At 60.6% G+C, this 22,536-nt stretch carries 21 protein-coding genes and 1 pseudogene; all 22 read left to right on the plus strand.

Annotation, left to right across the window (positions count from 1 at the left end):
* Positions 1-50: 50 nt before the first annotated feature.
* A complete protein-coding gene (gene acpP, locus GVN17_RS18865) occupies positions 51-287 on the plus strand; it encodes an acyl carrier protein (RefSeq protein WP_081567453.1) in 237 nt (78 codons plus the stop codon).
* Between the two features lie 107 nt (positions 288-394).
* Positions 395-1,639 (plus strand): beta-ketoacyl-ACP synthase II, encoded by a 1,245-nt coding sequence (gene fabF, locus GVN17_RS18870; RefSeq protein WP_166596767.1) that lies wholly within the window; start codon positions 395-397, stop codon positions 1,637-1,639.
* Positions 1,639-2,454, plus strand: coding sequence for an aminodeoxychorismate lyase (gene pabC / locus GVN17_RS18875; protein WP_166596800.1), 816 nt, complete (start codon positions 1,639-1,641; stop codon positions 2,452-2,454). Before fabF ends, pabC begins: the two co-directional genes overlap by 1 nt.
* A 3-nt stretch (positions 2,455-2,457) precedes the next feature.
* Complete coding sequence (mltG, locus tag GVN17_RS18880; RefSeq protein WP_166596768.1) at positions 2,458-3,753, plus strand: endolytic transglycosylase MltG; 1,296 nt, start codon at positions 2,458-2,460, stop codon at positions 3,751-3,753.
* Between the two features lie 19 nt (positions 3,754-3,772).
* On the plus strand, positions 3,773-4,417 hold the full coding sequence (tmk, locus tag GVN17_RS18885; protein ID WP_166596769.1) for a dTMP kinase: 645 nt from the start codon (positions 3,773-3,775) through the stop codon (positions 4,415-4,417).
* Positions 4,410-5,396, plus strand: a complete 987-nt coding sequence (locus GVN17_RS18890; RefSeq protein WP_166596770.1) for a DNA polymerase III subunit delta' — start codon at positions 4,410-4,412, stop codon at positions 5,394-5,396. Before tmk ends, GVN17_RS18890 begins: the two co-directional genes overlap by 8 nt.
* Positions 5,397-5,438: 42 nt before the next feature.
* Positions 5,439-5,795 carry a PilZ domain-containing protein gene (locus GVN17_RS18895; RefSeq protein WP_037011754.1) on the plus strand — a complete coding sequence of 119 codons (357 nt, stop codon included), beginning with the start codon at positions 5,439-5,441 and terminating at the stop codon, positions 5,793-5,795.
* 15 nt (positions 5,796-5,810) lie between these two features.
* On the plus strand, positions 5,811-6,599 hold the full coding sequence (locus tag GVN17_RS18900) for a TatD family hydrolase (RefSeq protein ID WP_166596771.1): 789 nt from the start codon (positions 5,811-5,813) through the stop codon (positions 6,597-6,599).
* Between the two features lie 404 nt (positions 6,600-7,003).
* Positions 7,004-7,666, plus strand: a complete 663-nt coding sequence (locus GVN17_RS18905; protein WP_166596772.1) for a TetR/AcrR family transcriptional regulator — start codon at positions 7,004-7,006, stop codon at positions 7,664-7,666.
* A gap of 142 nt (positions 7,667-7,808) precedes the next feature.
* The gene (locus GVN17_RS18910) at positions 7,809-8,777 is read left to right on the plus strand and encodes a GTP 3',8-cyclase MoaA (RefSeq protein WP_166596773.1); all 969 of its coding nucleotides are present in this window, start codon (positions 7,809-7,811) and stop codon (positions 8,775-8,777) included.
* 89 nt (positions 8,778-8,866) lie between these two features.
* Positions 8,867-9,472: a DUF4823 domain-containing protein gene (locus GVN17_RS18915; RefSeq protein WP_166596774.1), complete on the plus strand. Its 606-nt coding sequence runs from the start codon at positions 8,867-8,869 to the stop codon at positions 9,470-9,472.
* A 10-nt stretch (positions 9,473-9,482) separates the two neighbouring features.
* Positions 9,483-10,046, plus strand: coding sequence for a DUF1285 domain-containing protein (locus tag GVN17_RS18920; RefSeq protein WP_166596775.1), 564 nt, complete (start codon positions 9,483-9,485; stop codon positions 10,044-10,046).
* A gap of 87 nt (positions 10,047-10,133) precedes the next feature.
* Positions 10,134-11,144: an aspartate-semialdehyde dehydrogenase gene (locus GVN17_RS18925; protein ID WP_166596776.1), complete on the plus strand. Its 1,011-nt coding sequence runs from the start codon at positions 10,134-10,136 to the stop codon at positions 11,142-11,144.
* Positions 11,145-11,261: 117 nt separating this feature from the next.
* Positions 11,262-14,048, plus strand: a complete 2,787-nt coding sequence (locus tag GVN17_RS18930; protein ID WP_166596777.1) for a FimV family protein — start codon at positions 11,262-11,264, stop codon at positions 14,046-14,048.
* 303 nt (positions 14,049-14,351) lie between these two features.
* A complete protein-coding gene (truA, locus tag GVN17_RS18935; RefSeq protein WP_166596801.1) occupies positions 14,352-15,176 on the plus strand; it encodes a tRNA pseudouridine(38-40) synthase TruA in 825 nt (274 codons plus the stop codon).
* 59 nt (positions 15,177-15,235) lie between these two features.
* Positions 15,236-15,856 (plus strand): phosphoribosylanthranilate isomerase, encoded by a 621-nt coding sequence (locus tag GVN17_RS18940; protein WP_166596778.1) that lies wholly within the window; start codon positions 15,236-15,238, stop codon positions 15,854-15,856.
* 291 nt (positions 15,857-16,147) lie between these two features.
* Entirely contained in the window at positions 16,148-17,068 is a 921-nt protein-coding gene (gene accD, locus GVN17_RS18945) for an acetyl-CoA carboxylase, carboxyltransferase subunit beta (RefSeq protein WP_166596779.1), read from the plus strand.
* Positions 17,065-18,371, plus strand: a pseudogene (folC, locus tag GVN17_RS18950) (bifunctional tetrahydrofolate synthase/dihydrofolate synthase). Before accD ends, folC begins: the two are co-directional and overlap by 4 nt.
* Positions 18,355-19,038: an SPOR domain-containing protein gene (locus tag GVN17_RS18955; protein WP_166596781.1), complete on the plus strand. Its 684-nt coding sequence runs from the start codon at positions 18,355-18,357 to the stop codon at positions 19,036-19,038. Before folC ends, GVN17_RS18955 begins: the two are co-directional and overlap by 17 nt.
* A 141-nt stretch (positions 19,039-19,179) precedes the next feature.
* Positions 19,180-19,767, plus strand: a complete 588-nt coding sequence (locus tag GVN17_RS18960) for a CvpA family protein (protein WP_166596782.1) — start codon at positions 19,180-19,182, stop codon at positions 19,765-19,767.
* 12 nt (positions 19,768-19,779) lie between these two features.
* Positions 19,780-21,288 (plus strand): amidophosphoribosyltransferase, encoded by a 1,509-nt coding sequence (gene purF, locus GVN17_RS18965; RefSeq protein WP_166596783.1) that lies wholly within the window; start codon positions 19,780-19,782, stop codon positions 21,286-21,288.
* A 21-nt stretch (positions 21,289-21,309) separates the two neighbouring features.
* Positions 21,310-22,521, plus strand: coding sequence for an O-succinylhomoserine sulfhydrylase (locus tag GVN17_RS18970; protein WP_166596784.1), 1,212 nt, complete (start codon positions 21,310-21,312; stop codon positions 22,519-22,521).
* The last annotated feature ends 15 nt before the right edge of the window (positions 22,522-22,536 follow it).

Genomic DNA, 22,536 nt, shown 5'->3' on the forward strand with positions numbered 1-22,536 from the left:
TACCCACCGGCCAGCTGCCCGAATTTGTCCACTAGGAGTTAACACACGGTATGAGCACCATCGAAGAGCGCGTCAAGAAAATCGTTGCCGAACAACTTGGCGTCAAGGCAGAAGAAGTCACCAACACCGCTTCTTTCGTTGAAGACCTGGGTGCCGACTCCCTTGACACCGTTGAGCTGGTCATGGCTCTGGAAGAGGAATTCGAGACCGAAATCCCTGACGAAGAAGCCGAGAAGATCACCACTGTTCAAGCTGCTATCGATTACGTCACTGCCCACCAGGCTTAAGACTTTGTAATCGTTGCTCGCTGTCAGGGAAAAACCGCACTGCCTTTGGCGTGCGGTTTTTTCTTTAAACAGTGCAGCGTTTCGTCAATAGAAAAAAGGAGAGTCCTGTGTCGCGTAGACGCGTCGTGGTCACCGGTATGGGTATGCTGACGCCATTGGGCAACGATGTGCCCAGTACCTGGCAAGGCATTCTGGCTGGCCAGAGTGGCATTGGCCTTATCGAACACACGGACCTTTCGGCTTACACGACTCGCTTCGGCGGTTCGGTCAAAGGATTCAAGGTCGAGGATTACCTGTCGCCCAAAGAAGCGCGGCGTCTCGATCTCTTCATTCAATACGGTCTGGCGGCCAGCTTTCAGGCCGTGCGTAACGCGGGTATCGAAATCACCGACGCCAATCGCGAGCGTATCGGTGTGGCCATGGGCTCCGGTATCGGCGGCCTGACCAACATCGAGAACACCAGCCGTTTGCTGCATGACCAGGGGCCGGGCAAGATTTCCCCGTTCTTCGTGCCGGGCTCGATCATCAACATGATTTCCGGTTTCCTGTCGATCCACTTGGGCGCGCAGGGGCCGAACTACGCCATCGCCACGGCGTGCACCACCAGCACCCATTGCATCGGCATGGCGGCGCGCAACATTGCGTACGACGAAGCCGACGTGATGATCGCCGGCGGCGCAGAAATGGCGGCCTGCGGTCTGGGCATGGGCGGCTTTGGCGCGTCCCGCGCGCTGTCGACCCGCAATGACGAACCAACCCGTGCCAGCCGTCCGTGGGACAAGGGCCGTGACGGTTTCGTGCTGTCCGACGGTGCCGGTGCGCTGGTGCTCGAAGAGCTGGAGCACGCCAAGGCGCGTGGTGCGACCATCTATGCCGAGCTGATCGGTTTCGGCATGAGCGGCGACGCGTTTCACATGACGTCGCCACCGGAAGACGGTGCTGGTGCGGCCCGCTGCATCACCAATGCGTTGCGCGATGCCAAAGTGCGTCCGGACGAAGTGCAGTACATCAACGCCCACGGCACCTCGACCCCGGCAGGCGACCTGGCCGAAGTTCACGCGATCAAATCGGTGTTCGGTGAGCATGCCTATAAGCTGGCCGTCAGTTCGACCAAGTCCATGACGGGTCACCTGCTAGGCGCGGCCGGTGCCATCGAAGCGATCTTCAGCGTGCTGGCGATCAATGGTCAGGTGGCTCCACCGACCATCAACCTCGATGAGCCGGGCGAAGGTTGCGATCTGGACTTCGTGCCTCACGAGCCCCGCAACATGCCGATCGATGTCGTGGTGTCCAACTCCTTCGGGTTTGGCGGCACCAACGGCTCGCTGGTGTTCCGTCGGTTCGCGGAATGATCCCGAGCTGGATCGATGGCGTGCCGGCCGACGCCCTGTCCGTCAAGGATCGGGGGCTGGCCTACGGCGACGGCCTGTTCGAGACCATTCTGGTCAAGGCGGGCCAGCCACTGCTCTTCGAACGGCATCTGGAGCGTCTTGCGCGGGGTGGCAAACGCCTGGCCATGACGCTCGATCTTCCACTGATCGAACGCGAGTGCCTGGCGTTCGCGGCGCAGATGAACGAAGGGGTCATGAAGCTGATCGTCACCCGTGGCGAAGGTCTGCGTGGCTATGCGCCGACCTCGGGGGGCCAACCTCGGCGGCTGCTTCAATCCAGCGCGTTGCCTGCCTACCCTGCGGCTCATGCAGAACACGGCATTCGGTTATTTCCCTGTCGCACGCGCCTCGCTGAGCAACCCCTGTTGGCGGGGCTCAAGCACCTCAATCGTCTGGAGCAGGTGCTGGCGCGCGCCGAGTGGAACGATGCCGAACACGCCGAAGGCCTGATGCGCGATACCTCCGGCCGTGTCGTCGAGGCCGTCTACAGCAACCTGTTCATGATCAAGGGCGGCGTGCTGCTGACGCCGGATCTGACCCGCTGCGGCGTGGCCGGGGTCATGCGAGCAGAGTTGCTGGCCTTGGCTGAGCAGAACAACCTGCCTGCACGTGCCCTGGACCTGAGCCTGTCGGACCTGCAAAAAGCTGATGAGGTGTTCGTGTGCAACAGCGTGTACGGCATCTGGCCAGTGCGCGCCTTCGAGCAACTGAACTGGCCCGTTGGCCCTGTCACCCGTAAACTGCAAAACCTTGTCCGCGGGCTTCTGGATATCTGATTCGTGATCCGAAAATTATTCGTCTTGCTGGAAACGGGTGTGGTTCTGGCAGGGCTGTTGTTGGGTCTGGCCTTCTGGCAGCAGAACAACGCGCTGCAACAACCGTTGAATTTGACGCAAGAGCGCCTGCTCGACGTGCCATCGGGTGCGTCGCCCACCGGCGTACTCAATCGTCTGGAAAGCGAAGGCATTCTCAAGGATGCGCTCTGGCTGCGTCTTTACTGGCGCTTCAACCTCGCGGGCCAGTCGCTGCACAGTGGCGAATACCGCATGACACCGGGCATGAACGCCAAGTCGCTGCTGGGGCTGTGGCAGAAGGGCGAAGTGGTGCAATACAGCCTGACGCTGGTCGAGGGCTGGAATTTCCGCCAGGTGCGCGCGGCATTGGCCAAGCAGCCCAAGCTGGAACAAACCCTCGTTAACCTGAGCGACAGCGAACTGATGACCAAGATCGGCCATCCGAACGTCTTCCCGGAAGGCCGGTTTTTTCCTGATACCTATCGCTACGTGCGCGGCATGACCGACGTCGAGTTGCTCAAGCAGGCCTACAACCGCCTCGACGATGTGCTGCAAGAGGAATGGGACAAGCGCGCTGCCGACGTTCCTTATGTCGACCCTTATCAGGCGTTGATCATGGCGTCGTTGGTGGAAAAAGAAACGGGCGTGCCACAGGAACGCGGGCAGATCGCCGGGGTGTTCGTGCGTCGCTTGCAACAGGGCATGTTGTTGCAGACCGATCCTACGGTGATCTACGGCCTGGGCGAACGCTACAACGGCAAGATCACGCGGGCGTTCTTGAAAGAGGCGACGCCTTACAACACCTACGTGGTGTCCGGGCTGCCGCCGACGCCTATTTCAATGGTGGGGCGTGAAGCCATTCATGCCGCGATGAACCCGGTGGCTGGCAACAGCCTGTATTTCGTTGCGAAAGGGGATGGCAGTCACGTGTTCTCGGCTGATCTCGACGCCCATAACGCGGCGGTCAAGGAATACCAGCTCAAACGTCGGGCGGACTACCGTTCCAGCCCGGCGCCTGCGTCGCCACCGGCTATTGTGCCAACGTCGGACGTCGATCCTGTGCCGACCACAGAAAAGCCTGCGGTGGAATCGGCGCCCGCTCCCTTGCCTCAGGTGCCCGCTCCGGATGAGAAGCCTTCCGAGCAGGACGCTTCAAAGACCACGACGCCTGAGTCGTCGAGGGCTGAGCCTTCCACGACTGAACCGTCGAATGCTGAAAAACCGCAGCCGCCGACTGAGGCCAGTGACAAGGCCGATAAAGCCGAGTCGCGCCCGCAATGACTTTGATTAAGGACTGCCTGTGACTGGTTTGTTTATTACGCTGGAAGGCCCGGAGGGTGCTGGCAAAAGCACCAACCGTGAACACCTCGCCGAACGCCTGCGCAGCCACGGTATTGACGTGGTGTTGACCCGTGAACCCGGCGGCACGCCGCTGGCCGAGCGTATCCGGGAACTGTTGCTGGCCCCCAGCGATGAAACCATGGACGCCGACACTGAGCTGCTGTTGGTCTTTGCCGCTCGTGCGCAGCACCTGGCAGGCGTGATTCGTCCGGCGCTGGCCCGAGGCGCGGTGGTCCTGTGCGATCGTTTCACCGATGCCACCTACGCCTATCAAGGTGGCGGCCGTGGCCTGTCGGTCGAACGCATCGCCATGCTGGAAGCGTTCGTTCAGGGAGCGTTGCGCCCGGACCTGACGCTGGTGTTCGACCTGCCCGTGGAAATCGGTCTGGCCCGCGCCACCGCCCGTGGTCGCCTGGATCGTTTCGAGCAGGAAGGCCGTGCGTTTTTCGACGCGGTGCGCAGCACCTACCTGAACCGTGCTGCCGCAGCGCCTGACCGTTATCGTCTGGTGAACGCCGCGCTGCCGCTGGATCAGGTGCAGGCGTCTCTCGACGAACTGGTGCCGGACCTGCTCAAGCGGCTGGCGGATCGTCAGCATGGCTGATGCCTATCCCTGGCAACAAAACCTCTGGCAGCAACTGGCCGGACGCACTCAACACGCCCACGCCTATTTGCTGCATGGGCCAGCCGGAATCGGCAAGCGGGCGCTGGCTGAGCGCCTGATGCGTCTGTTGTTGTGTCAGCGTCCCTCCGGGCTTGAAGCCTGCGGGCAGTGTAAGTCCTGTTCGCTGCTCGCGGCCGGCAGCCACCCGGACAATTACGTATTGGAGCCGGAAGAAGCGGACAAGGCGATCAAGGTCGATCAGGTGCGCGATCTGGTCAGCTTCGTGGTGCAAACCGCGCAGATGGGCGGGCGCAAGGTGGTGCTGATCGAGCCGGTCGAGTCGATGAACATCAACGCCGCCAACGCGTTGCTGAAAAGCCTTGAAGAGCCGTCCGGCGATACCGTGCTGTTGCTCGTCAGTCATCAACCGAGCCGTCTGTTGCCGACGATCAAGAGCCGCTGCGTGCAACAGGCCTGTCCGTTGCCGAGCGAAGCGATGAGTGTCGCGTGGCTGGCTGATGCGTTGTCGGACTGCACCGACGAAGAACGGGTCGAACTGCTGACCCTGGCCGCAGGTTCGCCGCTGGCTGCCGTCAGTCTTCAGGCCCAAGGCGTGCGTGAACAGCGTGCGCTGGTGGTCGATGGGGTCAAGAAGCTTCTTAAAGGCCAGCAATCGCCTACGCAATTGGCTGAGGGCTGGAAAGACGTCCCGCTGTTGCTGCTTTTCGACTGGTTCTGCGACTGGTCGAACCTGATCCTGCGCTATCAGCTCACCGAAGACGAAACCGGGCTGGGACTGGCCGACATGCGCAAGGTGTTGCAGTACCTGGCGCAGAAGTCCCCACAGGGTAAAGTCCTCGCGATGCAGGACTGGGTGCTGCTTCAGCGCCAGAAAGTGTTGTCGAAAGCGAACCTCAACCGTGTTTTGTTGCTCGAAGCGTTATTGGTGCAGTGGGCATCTCTGACCGGACAGGGGTAGACTGGCCATCTGCATGACATCAGTACCCATGAGGAAGTTGAGATGAGCGTCCCCTTGAGCCCGGGTCCACGTAACGGCATCCTGTCCCTGACCATCAAGGACAAGTCGGTCCTGTACGCCGCCTACATGCCGTTCATCAAGAATGGCGGCCTGTTCATCCCCACCAGCAAGAGCTACAAGCTGGGAGATGAGGTGTTCATGCTGCTTAACCTGATGGACGAGCCTGAAAAAATCCCGGTCGCGGGCAAGGTTACCTGGATCACGCCCAAAGGTGCCCAGGGCAACCGCGCGGCGGGCGTTGGCGTGCAGTTCAACGACGGCGACAACACCGCCCGCAACATGATCGAAAACTACTTGGCCGGTGCCCTCAAATCCGACCGTCCCACTCACACGATGTAAATTGTTCCGGTTCCCATGCTCGTAGATTCCCATTGTCACCTCGATCGTCTCGATCTCACCCAACACGCAGGCTCTCTCGATAATGCGCTGGAAGCGGCGCGCGGACGGGGTGTCGGGCATTTTCTGTGTATCGGTGTCAGCGCCGACAACGCCAGCGACGTCAAAGCCCTGGCTGATCGTTACGACGATGTGGACTGCTCGGTGGGCATTCACCCGCTGGACGTCAAACCGGGCGAAGCCCCTGCGCTGGAGTGGCTACTCGGCGAGTTGAATCACCCCCGGGTGGTGGCGATTGGCGAAACCGGCCTGGATTATCACTACGAGCCAGAAGCGGCCGAACTGCAGCAAGCGTCCTTCGGCTTGCACTTAGAGGCTGCGAACCGGACAGGCAAACCGGTGATCGTTCACACCCGTGGCGCTCGGTCTGACACGCTTGAACTGTTGCGTGAAGCCGCGTTGCCTCAGGCGGGCGTGCTGCATTGCTTCACCGAAGACTGGGACATGGCGAAGGCCGCGCTGGACCTGGGGTTCTACATTTCGCTGTCAGGCATCGTAACCTTCCGCAATGCCGATGCGCTGCGGGATGTGGCGAGCAAAGTCCCGGCCGATCGCCTGCTGGTGGAAACGGATTCGCCGTATCTGGCGCCGATTCCCTACCGTGGCAAGCCCAACCTGCCGCAATACGTGCGTGAAGTGGCCGAGTTCCTGGCGATGCTCAGAGGGGAGAGCTTCGAGCGTTTCGCCGAGCAGACCACTGACAATTTCAAGCGCCTGTTCCCGCTGGCCCGGGTGAAGTCGGCCTGAGACGCGGCGTTAAATGACGGGCAAAAAAAACCCGGGTTCTGGGGGGTGAATCCGGGTTAAGACCATTAGGAGTAAACAAAGACACGCTATCCATTGGTGTCTTTACCGGTGCCAGCACTTGGGGGAGATGCCGCACCGACGTGTTAAGTATTGGTCATATTCCGCAGGCGTCCAGCGCAAGGCTGTACGTTTTTTAAACAGTTTTGGAATACCCAGGCGTTTGTTGATACCGCAAAGCACGTCATCCGACGTTCGCAATGTGGACCGACACGGCGTGGCGGGTCAAAAACGCAGCTATTGCGGCTTAATCGGTCTTGAACATGAACATCGTCGGATGAGCCGTGCAATTTGAAACCGATTAGGCATAATGTGCGGCTTCGATTTTGAACCGACAGTCTCTTCCTATGCAGAAAGAACCTCGTAAAGTCCGTGAGTTTCGCCGCCGTGAGCAGGAAATTCTAGACATCGCGTTAAAGCTGTTTCTTGAACAGGGTGAAGACAGCGTTACCGTCGAGATGATCGCGGATGCCGTGGGTATCGGCAAAGGCACCATCTACAAGCATTTCAAATCGAAGGCGGAAATTTACCTGCGCCTGATGCTCGACTACGAGCGCGATTTGAACGAGCTGCTGCACTCCGCCGACGTCGACAAGGACAAGGAAGCGTTGTCCCGCGCGTATTTCGAATTTCGCATGCGTGATCCGCAGCGCTATCGCCTGTTCGACCGTCTGGAAGAGAAAGTGGTCAAGGGCAATCAAGTGCCTGAGATGGTCGAGCAGCTGCACAATATCCGTGCCTCGAACTTCGAACGTTTGACGCTGTTGATCAAAGGCCGCATTTCCGAAGGCAAACTGGAAGACGTTCCGCCGTATTTCCACTACTGCGCCGCTTGGGCTTTGGTGCACGGCGCTGTGGCGCTGTATCACTCGCCGTTCTGGAGCAATGTGCTGGAAGATCAGGAAGGCTTCTTCCAGTTCCTGATGGACATTGGTGTGCGCATGGGCAACAAGCGCAAGCGTGACCCTGAAATCGGCCACGACCCCAAGCCGGAAGTCCCCGGCAACTGAGCGATGTTTCCTTGATGAAGCGGGTCAGAGGGCATCGTGCGGTTGCTCGCTCGCTTCATGACCGTCTCTGTCCGGAATAACGCTTGCTAAAAGCTGATTTATGAGTCAGCTTTTGCGCGCTGCCTAACCTCCCGGAGCTTTCATGATTGTTGATCGCCAAGGCCGACGTTTCCGCAATTTGCGAATCAGTCTGACGTCTGCGTGCAATTACGCCTGCACCTACTGTGTGCCCGACGGTAAGCGGTTGGTGGCTGCGCGCAATGAGCTGTCTGCCGAGGCGATGATCCGAGGCGTGGAGTACCTGATCGAAGCGGCGGGCATCGAGCGGTTGCGGATCACCGGGGGTGAGCCGCTGGTGAGTCCTCGCTTTGAACGTTTCATGAGCCGGGTGGGGCGCATGGGGCTGGCCGACATCAGCCTGACCACCAATGCGCAGTTGCTGTCCCGCAAACTGCCGATCCTGCTGGATGCGGGCATCCGCCGGATCAACGTGTCCCTCGATACGCTAGATCCGTCAGCGTTCAGAGCCATTGCCCGTGGCGGCGATCTGGCCACCGTGCTGGAGGGCATGGAGCAGGCGAGGGCGGCCGGGCTGCAGATCAAGGTCAACATGGTCCCTTTGCTCGACCGTAATCTGGATCAGGTCGTCCCGCTGCTCGATTACTGCCTTGAGCGCGGCTACGAGTTGCGCTTCATCGAACTGATGCGCATGGGGCATCTGGCGAACGACGCCAACGGTTTCCATCGGCAATTCGTCAGCCTGGACCGGCTGCTGTCGCTGATTGGCGCGCATCACGAATACCAGCAGGCCGACGCGCCGGTGGATGCGACCGCCGTGCGCTACCGGATTCCGGGCAAGGGGTATTTTGGCGTGATCGCCAACGAAAGCGTGCCGTTCTGTCGGACGTGTTCGCGCTTGCGCCTCTCGTCGACGGGCTGGCTGCATGGCTGCTTGTCTTCCAGCAATCGGCACTACGTGGGTGATCTGCTGGACAAACCGCGCCACCAGTCCCTGCCTGCGCTGCAACGTCTGTTGGTCAAGGCGCTGGATGACAAGCAGGCCGTGGCGTTTTCCGGTGGCGCGACGGTGATGAAGATTATTGGCGGCTGACGGGCCCTTCCCCAATTGTTCGACATGGCGCAAAAGCTGCATTACCCGGCCATTCGCCGGTTTTCCGTCGTCGGACTTTGGAGGAAACAATGCGTAGTCTGGTTTTACTGCTGGCCGTCCTGGCCTTGAGTGGCTGCATGCACGTCAGCGATCTGGCACAGGGCGCCCATGACGAACTCAGCGACGCGGGTCTGCTGGACCACAGCTCGACGCGGCGGATCAACAATTTCCGCCTGCAACCGGACTCCTTCATCTATATCGCTCAAGGTGCGTTTGCCCCGCCGGGTGGAGCGTACCCGCGCCCGAACGTCGTCGCCGAAGAGGCGTTCAACGGCTTCATCGAATACTTCCCGATGGTCCGCCGCGCTCGCGCACCTGAAGGGCTGGACGAGGCCATGAACGAAGCCCGTGCGGCAGGCGCGCATTATCTGCTCTACACCCGTTTCGCCAAGGCAGACGACCGTATCGGCAATTTTGACGAGTGGTCCGACCAGGAAGCCCTCGACCGTCTGGGCATCGACAGCGGCGTTATTCAACTGATGCTGATTGAAACCAACACCCGTTACCTGATCGACAGCGCCCGCATTCACAGCCGTGGCGGCCTGCTCACCCTGCACGACACCAAGCCCGAAGATTTGCTAGGCCCACCCATGGAGGATTACGCTCGCAGCTTATTGGGCGTCGAAGCCCGCTGAGGAGTCGCGTATGAGTGGTCCGGGAAAAGCCAACGACCTGTTGGCGCAATTGCCCAAGACCGGCAAAGGCTTGCCACCTGTACATCTGTGGAACCCGGATTTTTGCGGTGATATCGACATGCGCATCGCCCGCGATGGCACGTGGTTTTATCTGGGAACGCCCATCGGCCGCAAGCCGATGGTGAAGCTGTTTTCCACCATTATCCGGCGAGACGGCGATGATTACTTTCTGATCACGCCCGTAGAGAAAGTCGGTATCACCGTTGACGATGCGCCCTTCGTGGCTGTCCTGCTGGAAGTGGAAGGCGAGGGCGAGTCACAGGTCTTGCGTTTCACCACCCAGGTCGATGACGTGATTGACGCCAGTGCCGAGCACCCGTTGCGGGTCAGCATCGACCCCGTCACTCAAGAACCTGCGCCTTATGTGCATGTGCGTAGCAATCTTGAGGCGCTGATCCATCGCAATGTCTTCTATCAACTGGTGGACCTGGCGGTTACCCGCGTCATTGACGGAAAGCGTTGGTTGGGTGTCTGGAGCCATGGCGAGTTCTTCACGATAGGCCTGGAGCCCTGACGGTTCAGCGTTGTATCTGCCAGGCGAATTGCCTGGCGCCCCTCTCGCGGTTAAAGTGCCGCCCCCCGATTTTTCTGAGGTTTTTGCATGAGCCAGTCCTTTGATATCGCCGTGATCGGCGCCACCGGTACTGTCGGCGAAACCATCGTCCAGATTCTCGAAGAGCGTGACTTCCCTGTGGGCGATCTGCATTTGCTGGCCAGCGTCGAGTCGGCAGGCAGTTCGGTCGCGTATCGAGGCAAGAACGTGCGTGTACGCGAAGTCGACACGTTCGATTTCAGCAAAGTGAATCTTGTGTTTTTTGCGGCGGGCCCTGCGGTGACTCGCAGTTATGCTCCCCGGGCGACCGCGGCGGGTTGTTCGGTGATCGACCTGTCGGGCGGCCTGTCCGTCGATCAAGCACCGAATCTCATTCCCGAGGTGAACGGGGCGTTGCTGAGCGGGCTGGCCAAACCCTTTCAAGTGGCGTGCCCAAGCCCCGGCGCAACAGCGCTGGCGATGGTGCTCGGGCCGTTGCGGGACCTCCTGGACATCCGTCGCGTGAACGTGACGGCCTGCATGGCAGTGTCCAGTCTGGGGCGGGAAGGGGTGACCGAACTGGCCCGACAGACCGCCGAGCTGCTCAATGTGCGCCCGCTGGAACCCCGCGTGTTTGACCGGCAAATGGCCTTCAACGTCCTCGCTCAGGTCGGCGTGCCGGATGCGCAAGGCCACGTCCCGCTGGAAAAACGTATGGTCGACGAGTTGCGTGAGCTGCTGTCGCTGCCTTTAATCAAGGTCGGCGCGAGCTGCATTCAAGTGCCGGTATTTTTTGGCGACAGCCTGAGTGTGTCGGTGCAGACCGCTTCCCCGTTCGATCTGGCTGCGGTCGGGGCTGCGCTGGATGCTGCGGACGGAATCGATCTCGTGGATGCGGGCGATTACCCGACGCCAGTGGGCGATGCGGTGGGGCAGGACGCTGTCTATGTAGGACGTTTGCGGGCGGGTATCGACGATGCGCGCGAGCTGAGCTTCTGGGTTACATCCGACAATGTGCGCAAGGGGGCAGCGCTGAACGCTGTGCAGGTCGCTGAATTGTTGATAAAAGAGCTTGTGTAAAAGATACTTGCCAACAATTCAAAGAATCATTCTAGCTGTGGCGTTGTAGAAACGCCCTACGCCCTAGCAGGCTTTATCTTCTCGGTCGCCGGGGAAATTTTAAACAAGGGATGGGCTATGGTTCAGGTTCGTAAACTGGTTTTAGCAATCGCTGCAGCCTCGGCGTTGTCATCCGGAATGGCGCAGGCGCTGGGCCTTGGTGGTTTGACCGTGAAGTCGAGCCTGAACCAGCCACTGCTTGCCGAGATCGAACTCACGCAAGTGCAGGACCTCACTTCCGCGCAGGTGGTGCCCAGTCTGGCCAGCTCTGCCGAGTTCGCCCAGGCGGGGGTCGGTAAAACCGCAGTGCTTGATGACCTGACGTTCACCCCCGTCGTGACGCCTGGCGGCAAAAGCGTTCTGCGCATCACGTCCAGCAAGCCTATCCGCGACCCTTATGTGAAATTCCTGGTGCAAGTGCTTTGGCCGAATGGCCGGGCGCTGCGCGAGTACAGCCTGCTACTCGATCCGCCGAAGGTCTCCCCGCAAGCGGCGGCCGCAGCCACGGCTCAGCTGCCTTCTACTGCTCCGGCGACGGCCCCCGCTCAAACCCCTGTTGCCCAGACGCCGCCTGCACCGACGCCAGCGCCGACCCCGGCAGCGCCCCCAGAACCGAAATACACCCAATACACCACCGCCAACAACGACACGTTGTGGGAGATCGCCGAGCGCGTGCGCAATGGCGGCACCGTTCAACAGACCATGCTGGCGATTCAGGCGTTGAACCCCGATGCGTTCATCGCGGGTAACATCAACCGGCTGAAGAAAGGTCAGGTCTTGCGCCTGCCGTCGCCGCAAGAAGCCACCGCGACGCCGCAACCGCGTGCCGTGGCCGAAGTCGCGGAACAGAACCGCGCCTGGCGCGAAGGCCGTCGTTTACCGACTGGCGCCCGCCAGGTGGATGCGACCCGTCGCGACCGCGCCGGTGCAGCCCCTGCGCAGATCGACGCCAAGGACAACCTCAGCCTGGTCTCGGGCAACAAACCGGGCGCGAAAGGGGCGGCAGGCGACGCCGAACTGAGCAACAAACTCGCGGTGACCCAGGAGAATCTGGACAGCACCCGTCGCGACAACGCCGAGCTGAAAAGCCGGATGGGTGATCTGCAAAGTCAGGTCGACAAGCTTCAGCGCTTGATCGAACTGAAAAACGATCAACTGGCCAAGATGCAGGCGGCGGGTGCTGCGGTGCCTCCGCCGCCACCGGCCAGCGATGCCAATGGCACCGTCAGCCCGAACAGCGTGACCAACCCGAACAACGCCGCGAACCCGGCCATGCCTGCGCAGATCGTGCCGCCACCGGCTGCTCCGGATTCTGCTGGCAAGCCGCCGAATGAAATCGCGCCGGAAGACGCGCTGCCGGTCGAAGGTGCCAAGGTCACTGGCGCGACGCCTGATCAGCCATTGGTGGTGCCGCCCGATGCCGTCAATCCCGACAACCAGAGTTCGCTGGACAAGATCCTCGCCAGCCCGATGCTGATGGGCTTGATCGGTGGCGCTGCCATTCTGGTCTTGTTGCTACTGGTCTTGCTGCTGGTGCGTCGTCGTAACGCCATCCTTGAGGCTGAAAGACACCGTCAAATGGCGCGTGCGCTGGCCGAAGAGTCCGACTTTGCGTCCGACATGAACATGCCTGAAAGCAGTTTTGAGGGTCTGGAGGTGCCTCCGCCAGCGGTAAAGCCGGCACCTCTGTCGGCCGTCATCATCGAGCCGACCCGTGAGCGCCCGGCTGATGTGCTGGTCCAGGCGGAAATCCACATCGCTTATGGCCGTACGAACCAGGCCGCCGCACTGCTGGAAGAGGCGATAAAAGAAGAGCCCCAGCGCAGCGAACTGCGTCTTAAACTGATGGAAATCTACGCCCAGCAGGACAATCAGGCCGGTTTCGTCGCTCAAGAGCGGCAGTTGGTGGCCACGGGAAAGAACCACGCTGAAGTCGAGCAGCTCAAGACCCGCTATCCCGCCATGGCAGCAGCTGCCGCGGCGGCCGCAGGCGTTGCAGCAGCGGCGGCTTTGGCAGCGGAAATGGACGCCAAGTATGTTGAGGATTTGCTGACCGATAAGGCGGAGCCTGCACCTGCACCTGCACCTGAACCTACTCCTGCACCTGTCGTTGAGCCGCCTGACGATTTCGACACGGCGTTCGACCTCAGTCTGGATGATCTGGAGGCCGCTTCTCCGACCGAAGTGAAAGATTACGGCGCGCCTCATGCCGATAACGGGCTTGATGATCTGGACCTGGACGCACCGTTTGGTGGGGCGGCAGCGGACGATCTGGATTTCGACGCGATCCTTCGCGAACAGACTGAAGCGAAAGCGGCAGAGCCGGATGACCTGGCGGATTTCGACCTTAACCTGTCGGAAGATCAACCCGCCCTCAAAGCCGAAGATGATTATCTGTTGGGTCTCGACAACGAACTGAGCGACTTGCCGCCGTTCGAGGAAACCGCCGATCTGGGCGCCAGCAAGCCGGGCCATGATGACGAACTCGAATTGCCCGCGGACTTCGACCTGTCGTTGGCGGACGAGATCGAAACCGATCAGGCTTCTGAAGCGTTTGCTTCCGAGATCGACGACGTCAACGCCGAACTTGAGCGTCTTTCCAGCAGTCTCGAACAGCCGCCAATCGCCAAGCCGTTCGACGATGCGCCGACCTTTACCGAGGATGACGCGCTGCTGGCGGACGACGAGCCGGAGTTCGATTTCCTGTCAGGCACCGATGAAGCGGCGACCAAGCTGGACTTGGCCCGCGCCTACATCGAAATGGGCGACGCTGATGGCGCTCGTGACATCCTCGATGAAGTCGTGGCTGAAGGTGACGACGGCCAGAAGACCGAAGCTCGCGAGATGCTGTCGCGATTGGTCTGACAACCTTCACGCTGCATCGACAACGATCGCTTCGGCGGTCGTTTTCGTTTATGGCCAAACAAGGAGAAGAAACCTGTGGGAGCGAATTCATTCGCGATAAATCTATCAGGCGAAAGAGATGTGTCGACCAGATGGGCCTCTCGCGAATGAATTCGCTCCTACAACGACTGCGATTGCCCAGCCTTTGTCGGTCACCAATGGTGTCTTTTGCCTTCATCCGTATAATGGCCGCCCTTGCGCACATCGACAGGCTTTAAGCACTTGGCAACTACAGACACCGAGGCAGGAACAGCGGCCTCCGAAATGGCCGACGAAGGTTTCTCCAGAATCGCACTGGGCGTGGAATACAAAGGTTCGCGCTACAGCGGCTGGCAGCGCCAGTCCACCGGCGTGCTGACCGTTCAGGAAACCCTGGAAAACGCCTTGTCGAAAGTCGCTGATTCGCCAGTTTCCCTGATGTGCGCCGGACGTACCGACGCCGGAGTTCACGCCTGTGGTCAGGTTGTGCACTTCGACACCCAGGCGGTGCGCACGATGAAAGCCTGGACCATGGGCGCGAACATCAACCTTCCCCACGACATCAGCGTGACGTGGGCCAAGGAAATGCCTGCGCACTTTCACGCGCGCTTCAAAGCCATCGCCCGACGCTATCGCTACGTGATCTACAACGACCAGATTCGCCCCGCGCATCTGGGCCAGGAAATCACCTGGAACCACCGTCCGCTGGACGTTGAGCGCATGGCGCTGGCAGCGGAATACCTTGTGGGTACCCACGATTTCAGCGCGTTTCGTGCCGGCCAATGTCAGGCCAAATCACCGATCAAGCAGCTCCACCACCTGCGCGTCACGCGTCACGGCAAGATGATTGTCATCGACATTCGAGCAAACGCGTTTTTGCACCACATGGTGCGCAATATCGCGGGCGTGCTGATGACTATCGGGGCAGGGGAACGGCCCATCGAGTGGGCGAAGGAAGTGCTGGAAAGTCGCATTCGGCGTACGGGGGGTGTCACGGCGCACCCATTCGGCCTCTATCTGGTTCAGGTCGAATACCGCGACGAGTTCCCGTTGCCGGAACGCTACATCGGGCCGCACTTTCTTACAGGCTTCTCGGAACTTGGCGGCTGACGCCCGGAACAGCATTTGCTACCATCCGTGACTTTCGCAAGGCTTGAGGTATTCACTACATGTCAGCCGTTCGCAGCAAGATCTGCGGGATTACCTGCATAGAAGATGCGCTGGCCGCTGTCGATGCGGGAGCCGATGCCATCGGCTTCGTGTTCTACCCCAAGAGTCCACGGGCCGTCACGGCCGAGCAGGCGCAGGCGATCATCGCCCAATTGCCACCCTTCGTGAGTACCGTCGGGCTGGTCGTCAATGCCGAACGCGAGGCGCTTAAGGCGCTGCTCGATACCGTCCCGCTTGACCTGATTCAATTCCATGGCGATGAAACCCCCGAACAATGTGAGGGCTACCACCGTCCCTGGATCAAGGCCCTGCGGGTCCAGGCTGGCGACGACATCGCCGCCAGTTGCGCACTGTACGACAAGGCGAGCGGTATCCTCCTCGACACGTTTGTGGCTGGCGTGCCGGGTGGCACGGGCGAAACTTTCGACTGGGCATTGATTCCAAAACAGTTGAGCAAACCGATCATTCTGGCGGGTGGATTGACGTCGGCCAATGTGTCCCAGGCGATTGCTCAGGTTCGTCCCTATGCCGTGGACGTCAGTGGCGGGGTTGAGAAGTCCAAGGGGCTCAAGGATCACGACAAGATCCGGGCCTTCATGAGTGCGGTCCACGGGGCCTGAACGGTTTTTTCCGGTGGTGATGGCCGCCGATGTGACGACAGACCGGCGGTCGCCGTCCACTACCCTGCGACCACGGTTCGCGGGTCGCCAAAATTGAACGGGCGAAGACGTGCAAGCGTTTCGCTGTAAGCAGTTGAGGGCAGTGTCGACGAATGTGTCGTGGCAGCAGGTCAGGCGTTGGCGCCGATCGTTGCAGGACACTTCGCGACACTGCACACGAATTTAGTTTAAAGGCATGCGCGTGGCTTCGATGCCACTGCGTTCTGGCCACCGGTACTGGAGAAAGAAAGCATGAGCAACTGGTTGGTAGACAAACTGATCCCTTCGATCATGCGTTCCGAGGTCAAGAAAAGCTCGGTACCTGAGGGCCTGTGGCACAAGTGTCCGTCTTGCGAGGCGGTGCTTTATCGTCCAGAGCTGGAAAAGACCCTTGACGTCTGTCCGAAGTGCAACCACCACATGCGTATCGACGCCCGCGCGCGCCTGAACATCTTCCTCGACGTCGAAGGCCGTCAGGAGATCGGTGCCGACCTGGAGCCGGTCGACCGCCTGAAGTTTCGCGACAGCAAGAAGTACAAAGACCGCCTGACCGCTGCACAAAAGCAGACCGGTGAAAAAGACGCGCTGATTTCCATGAGCGGCACCCTGTTGGGCATGCCGGTCGTGTGCAGTGCCTTCGAATTCTCATTCATGGGTGGCTCCATGGGCGCCATCGTCGGTGAGCGCTTCGTGCAGGCCGCCAACTACGCATTGGAAAAACGCTGCCCGATGATCTGCTTCGCGGCGTCCGGTGGCGCCCGCATGCAGGAAGCGCTGATCTCCCTGATGCAGATGGCCAAGACCTCTGCTGTACTGGCCCGTCTGCGCGAAGAAGGCTTGCCGTTCATTTCCGTGCTGACCGACCCGGTCTACGGCGGCGTTTCCGCTAGTCTGGCGATGCTGGGCGACGTGATCGTGGCCGAGCCGAAAGCCCTGATCGGTTTTGCCGGTCCACGCGTCATTGAGCAGACCGTGCGTGAAAAACTGCCGGAAGGCTTCCAGCGCAGCGAATTCCTTCTGGATCACGGTGCGATCGACATGATCGTTCACCGTCAGGAGCTGCGTCAGCGTCTGGGTAACTTGCTGGCGCAAATGATGGGTTTGCCGACGCCTAAATTCGTGGCGCCGAAACTTGAGCCGATCGTGGTGCCCCCTGCACCGGCCAACATATGACCGCACGCTCTCTGAGCGACTGGCTCAGCTACCTGGAGCAACTGCATCCGTCGGCCATCGACATGGGTCTGGAGCGGTCGCGACAGGTGGCGCTGCACATTGGCCTGCGTCGTCCCGCTCCGCGTGTCATCACGGTGACAGGCACCAACGGCAAAGGCTCGACGTGCGCGTTCGTGGCATCGTTGCTTCAGGCGCAAGGCCTCAAGGTGGGCGTCTACAGCTCGCCACACCTGGTTCGTTACAACGAGCGGGTCCAGGTGCAGGGCGTCGAAGCCACCGACGAACAGCTGTGCGAAGCATTCGACGTCATCGAGAAGGCGCGGGGTGATATATCCCTGACTTACTTCGAAATGGGCACTCTCGCCGCGTTCTGGCTGTTCGAGCAGGCGGCGCTGGACGCTGTTGTACTGGAAGTCGGCCTGGGCGGGCGTCTGGATGCGGTGAACCTGATCGACGCCGACATGGCCTTGGTGACCAGCATTGGCGTCGATCACGCCGAATGGCTCGGTAACACCCGTGAATCAGTATCGTTCGAAAAGGCCGGCATTTTCCGTGAAGGTCGTCCTGCGCTGTGCGGTGATATTGACCCGCCGCAGCCATTGCTGGATCAAGCCAGCGCCTTGAAGTGCCCGCTGTCGCTGCGCGGCACTGATTTCGATCTGACCCTCGGTGCATCGAGCTGGCACTGGTTCGGCACGGGTGCCGATGGCCAGCGTGTTGAATTGCGCGATCTGCCGCTGCTCGATCTGCCGATGCAGAACGCGGCACTGGCGTTGCAGGCTTACCTGCTGCTGGGCTTGCCTTGGCAGGAGGCGTCGATCCGCCAGGCGCTATCGAATACGCAAGTGACCGGGCGTCTGGATCGCCGTTCGTTCGAATGGCAAGGCAAGCCGCTGCACGTCCTGCTTGATGTGGGTCACAACCCGCACGCGGCGGTGTTCCTCGCCCAGCGTTTGAATCAACGTCCGATCAAAGGCAAGCGTCTGGCGGTATTCGGCCTGCTCAACGACAAGGACGTGGACGGCGTGTTGAGCGAGCTGACCGCCTGTTTCGAAAGCTGGGCCGTGGCGCCGTTGCCAACCCCGCGCAGTCGCTCGGCACAAGAGATTGCCGAGGCATTACAGAACCTTGGCGCGGTCGTGACGTCCTACCCCAGTGTTGCGCAGGCGCTTGAAGCGCAGTGCGCTCACGCCACGGCTGACGACGAAATCGTTCTGTTCGGGTCTTTTTATTGCGTAGCCGAGGCCCTGGAATGGCTTGCTGGCGCGTCACGGAGGAAGTGACACATGGCTTTGCTGGATAAGGCGTACAAGCAGCGGATGGTCGGTGCCTTGGTATTGATTGCCATTGCGGTGATTTTTCTGCCGATGCTGTTTTCGCGTCAGGATGAAGCACGCCATGTACAGGTGGACGCCCCGGCGGCACCTCAAGCGCCTGCCGCTGCGCAGATTAAGGTTGACCCGGTGGCGGTGCCCGAGCAGCAGCCGCTGCCGCAGGAGCCGGTGCCGAGCGACGAAGAATTGGCTCAGCCCACGCAACCGGTCAATCAGCAGCCGCCTTCGATGCCGATCGCTCCGGCGCCCACCAAGCCTGCGCCGCAATCCAAGCCTGCGCCTGCTGCAAAACCGGCTGCTCCGGCGCCTGCACCAGCCCCCGCAAAAGCAACTGTTCCAGCACCTGCCGCGCCACCTGCACTGGCTCAGGACACCAACCGAGTCGACGCGAACGGTCTTTCCATCACCTGGGCTGTCCAAGTGGCCAGCCTGTCGAACCGGGCGAACGCCGACGCATTGCAGAAAACGTTGCGCACCCAAGGCTACAACGCGTACATCCGGACGTCGGATGGCGTGAATCGTGTCTTCGTCGGGCCGTTGATCGAGCGCGCCGAAGCCGACCGCCTGCGCGACCAGCTCGACAAGCAGCAGAAGCTCAAGGGTATCGTGGTGCGCTTTCAGCCCGAGCATAAATAAGAGGCAGGTTTCGCGCGAAGCCTCAAGCTTCGCGCTCAGACCCCATCGTTTGTCTTAATTGCCGCCCACCCACAATCCCTGCTTACCGCCGGGCGAGCGCTCTGCTAAAATGCGCCGCCTCATCAGTCTGTAGGCTGCAACGTGTCATTTACTCCGGTTGACTGGGCGATCATTGCGATTGTCGCCATCTCCGCTTTGATCAGTCTCAAGCGCGGCTTCGTCAAAGAAGCACTGTCCTTGCTGACCTGGATCATCGCAGGTGCCGTAGCCTGGATGTTTGGCGGTTCGCTGGCCCAGTATCTGGTCAATTACATCGAAACACCTTCGGCGCGCGTGATTGCGGGCTGCACCATTCTTTTCGTCGCCACACTCTTGGTCGGCGCCATGGTCAACTTTCTTATCGGGGAACTGATTCGCGTCACCGGCCTGTCCGGGACCGATCGTTTTCTGGGCATGGTCTTCGGCGCCGCGCGCGGAGGCCTGCTGGTTGTGGTTGCGGTCGGGCTGTTGAGCCTGGGCCCGGTGCAACAGGATCAATGGTGGCAGCAGTCCAGATTGCTGCCGCAGTTCGTAATGGTCGCTGACTGGTCGAAAAACCTGATTCTCGGGATGTCCAGCAAGTGGCTCGCCAGCGGGATCAGCGTACCTGTTGATATCCCGTTCAAGGATCAACTCCTGCCGTCGGTAACGCCGCAGGATGTGATCGGTAAATCCAGTTCCACTAAGTAGGGGTTGTGTCGCATGTGTGGCATCGTCGGTATCGTCGGCAAGTCGAACGTCAATCAGGCGCTGTATGACGCGCTCACCGTCCTCCAGCACCGCGGCCAGGACGCTGCCGGTATCGTGACCAGCCATGATGGCCGGTTGTTCCTGCGCAAGGACAACGGTCTGGTTCGTGATGTGTTCCATCAGCGCCATATGCAGCGCCTGGTCGGACACATGGGCATCGGTCACGTACGTTATCCAACCGCGGGCAGCTCGACGTCGGCCGAAGCCCAGCCGTTCTACGTCAACTCGCCGTACGGCATCACCCTGGCGCACAACGGTAACCTGACCAACGTCGAGCAACTGGCCAAGGAAATTTACGAATCCGACCTGCGCCACGTCAACACCAACTCCGACTCGGAAGTGTTGCTCAACGTCTTCGCTCACGAGCTGGCCGTGCGCGGCAAGCTGCAGCCGACCGAAGAAGACATCTTCGCCGCCGTCACCGACGTGCATAACCGTTGCCGCGGTGGCTACGCGGTCGTGGCCATGATCACCGGTTACGGCATCGTCGGTTTCCGCGACCCGGACGCCATCCGCCCGATCGTGTTCGGCCAGCGTCACACCGATGAAGGCGTCGAGTACATGATCGCCTCGGAAAGCGTTGCGCTGGACGTGCTGGGTTTCACCCTGATCCGTGATCTGGCTCCGGGCGAAGCCGTGTACATCACCGAAGACGGCAAGCTGCACACCCGTCAGTGCGCGACCAATCCGAAATACGCGCCGTGCATTTTCGAACATGTCTATCTGGCGCGTCCGGACTCGATCATCGACGGCATCTCGGTCTACAAGGCGCGTCTGCGCATGGGCGAGAAGCTGGCTGACAAGATCCTGCGCGAACGCCCTGAGCACGACATCGACGTGGTCATCCCGATTCCGGACACCAGCCGCACCGCCGCGCTGGAGTTGGCGAACCACCTGGGCGTGAAATTCCGCGAAGGCTTCGTCAAGAACCGTTACATCGGCCGTACCTTCATCATGCCGGGCCAGGCGGCGCGGAAAAAATCCGTACGCCAGAAGCTCAACGCCATCGAGCTGGAGTTCCGTGGCAAGAACGTGATGCTGGTCGACGACTCGATCGTACGCGGGACTACCTGCAAACAGATCATCCAGATGGCCCGTGAAGCCGGCGCCAAGAACGTCTATTTCTGTTCTGCGGCCCCGGCCGTGCGCTTCCCTAACGTCTACGGCATCGACATGCCGAGTGCCCACGAGCTGATCGCTCACAACCGTTCCACCCAGGACGTGGCCGACCTCATCGGTGCCGACTGGCTGGTCTATCAGGACCTGACGGACCTGATCGAGGCGGTGAGTGGCAGCAAAAAGATCAAGATCGACAACTTCGATTGCTCGGTCTTCGACGGCAAGTACGTGACCGGTGACATCGACGAGCATTACCTGAACAAGATCGAACAGGCGCGTAACGACGCTTCCAAGGTCAAGACTCAGGCTGTGAGTGCGATCATCGATCTGTACAACAACTAATTCAGACAAGGAGTAGGCGGCATGACTCAGCAATGGGATGCCGGTCGACTGGACAGCGATCTGGAAGGCGTGGGTTTCGACACCCTCGCCGTACGCGCTGGTCAGCACCGTACGCCGGAGAGCGAACACAGCGATCCACTGTTTTTCACTTCCAGCTACGTGTTCCGCACGGCAGCCGATGCGGCCGCGACGTTTGCGGGCGAGCAGCCGGGTAACGTCTATTCGCGCTACACCAACCCAACGGTGCACTCCTTCGAAGAGCGCATCGCGGCGCTCGAAGGGGGGGAGCAGGCGGTGGCGACGTCCACTGGCATGTCGGCGATCCTCGCGACCGTGATGAGTCTGTGCAGCGCAGGCGATCACGTGCTGGTGTCGAAGAGCGTGTTCGGTTCGACCATCAGCCTGTTCGAGAAGTATTTCAAACGCTTTGGTGTTCAGGTCGATTACGTCCCGCTGGCCGAATTGTCCGGCTGGGACGCGGCGATCAAGCCCAACACCAAATTGCTGTTCGTCGAGTCGCCGTCCAACCCGCTTGCCGAGCTGGTGGACATCGCGGCACTGGCTGAAATCGCGCATGCCAAAGGCGCGATGCTGGTGGTCGACAACTGTTTCTGCACCCCGGCCTTGCAGCAGCCGCTGCGCATGGGCGCGGACGTGGTGGTGCATTCGGCCACTAAATTCATCGACGGCCAGGGCCGTGCGATGGGGGGCGTGGTCGTCGGTCGCAGCGAGCAGATGAAAGAGGTCGTCGGCTTCCTTCGTACCGCAGGCCCGAGCCTGAGCCCGTTCAACGCCTGGCTGTTTCTCAAGGGTCTCGAAACCCTGAACATCCGCATGCGTGCCCACTGCCAGAGCGCCCTTGAGCTGGCGCAATGGCTGGAGCAGCAGGACGGTATCGAGAAGGTGCATTACGCCGGTCTCGAAAGCCATCCGCAGCATGACTTGGCCAAGCGTCAGCAGAAGGCGTTTGGCGCCGTGGTCAGCTTCGAAGTCAAAGGCGGCAAAGAGGGCGCCTGGCGCTTCATTGATGCCACACGCCTGATTTCGATCACGGCCAACCTGGGCGACACCAAGACCACGATCACTCACCCGAGCACCACGTCCCACGGCCGTTTGTCGCCGGCGGAGCGTGAAGCAGCGGGCATTCGCGACAGCCTGATCCGCGTGGCGGTGGGTCTGGAAGATGTGGCCGACCTCAAGGCCGATCTGGCGCGTGGCCTGGCCGCGTTGTGAGTGATGCCTGTGAAT

It is taken from the genome of Pseudomonas sp. SLFW (assembly GCF_009905615.1).
In the GTDB taxonomy this organism is placed as follows: Bacteria; Pseudomonadota; Gammaproteobacteria; order Pseudomonadales; family Pseudomonadaceae; genus Aquipseudomonas; species Aquipseudomonas bambusae.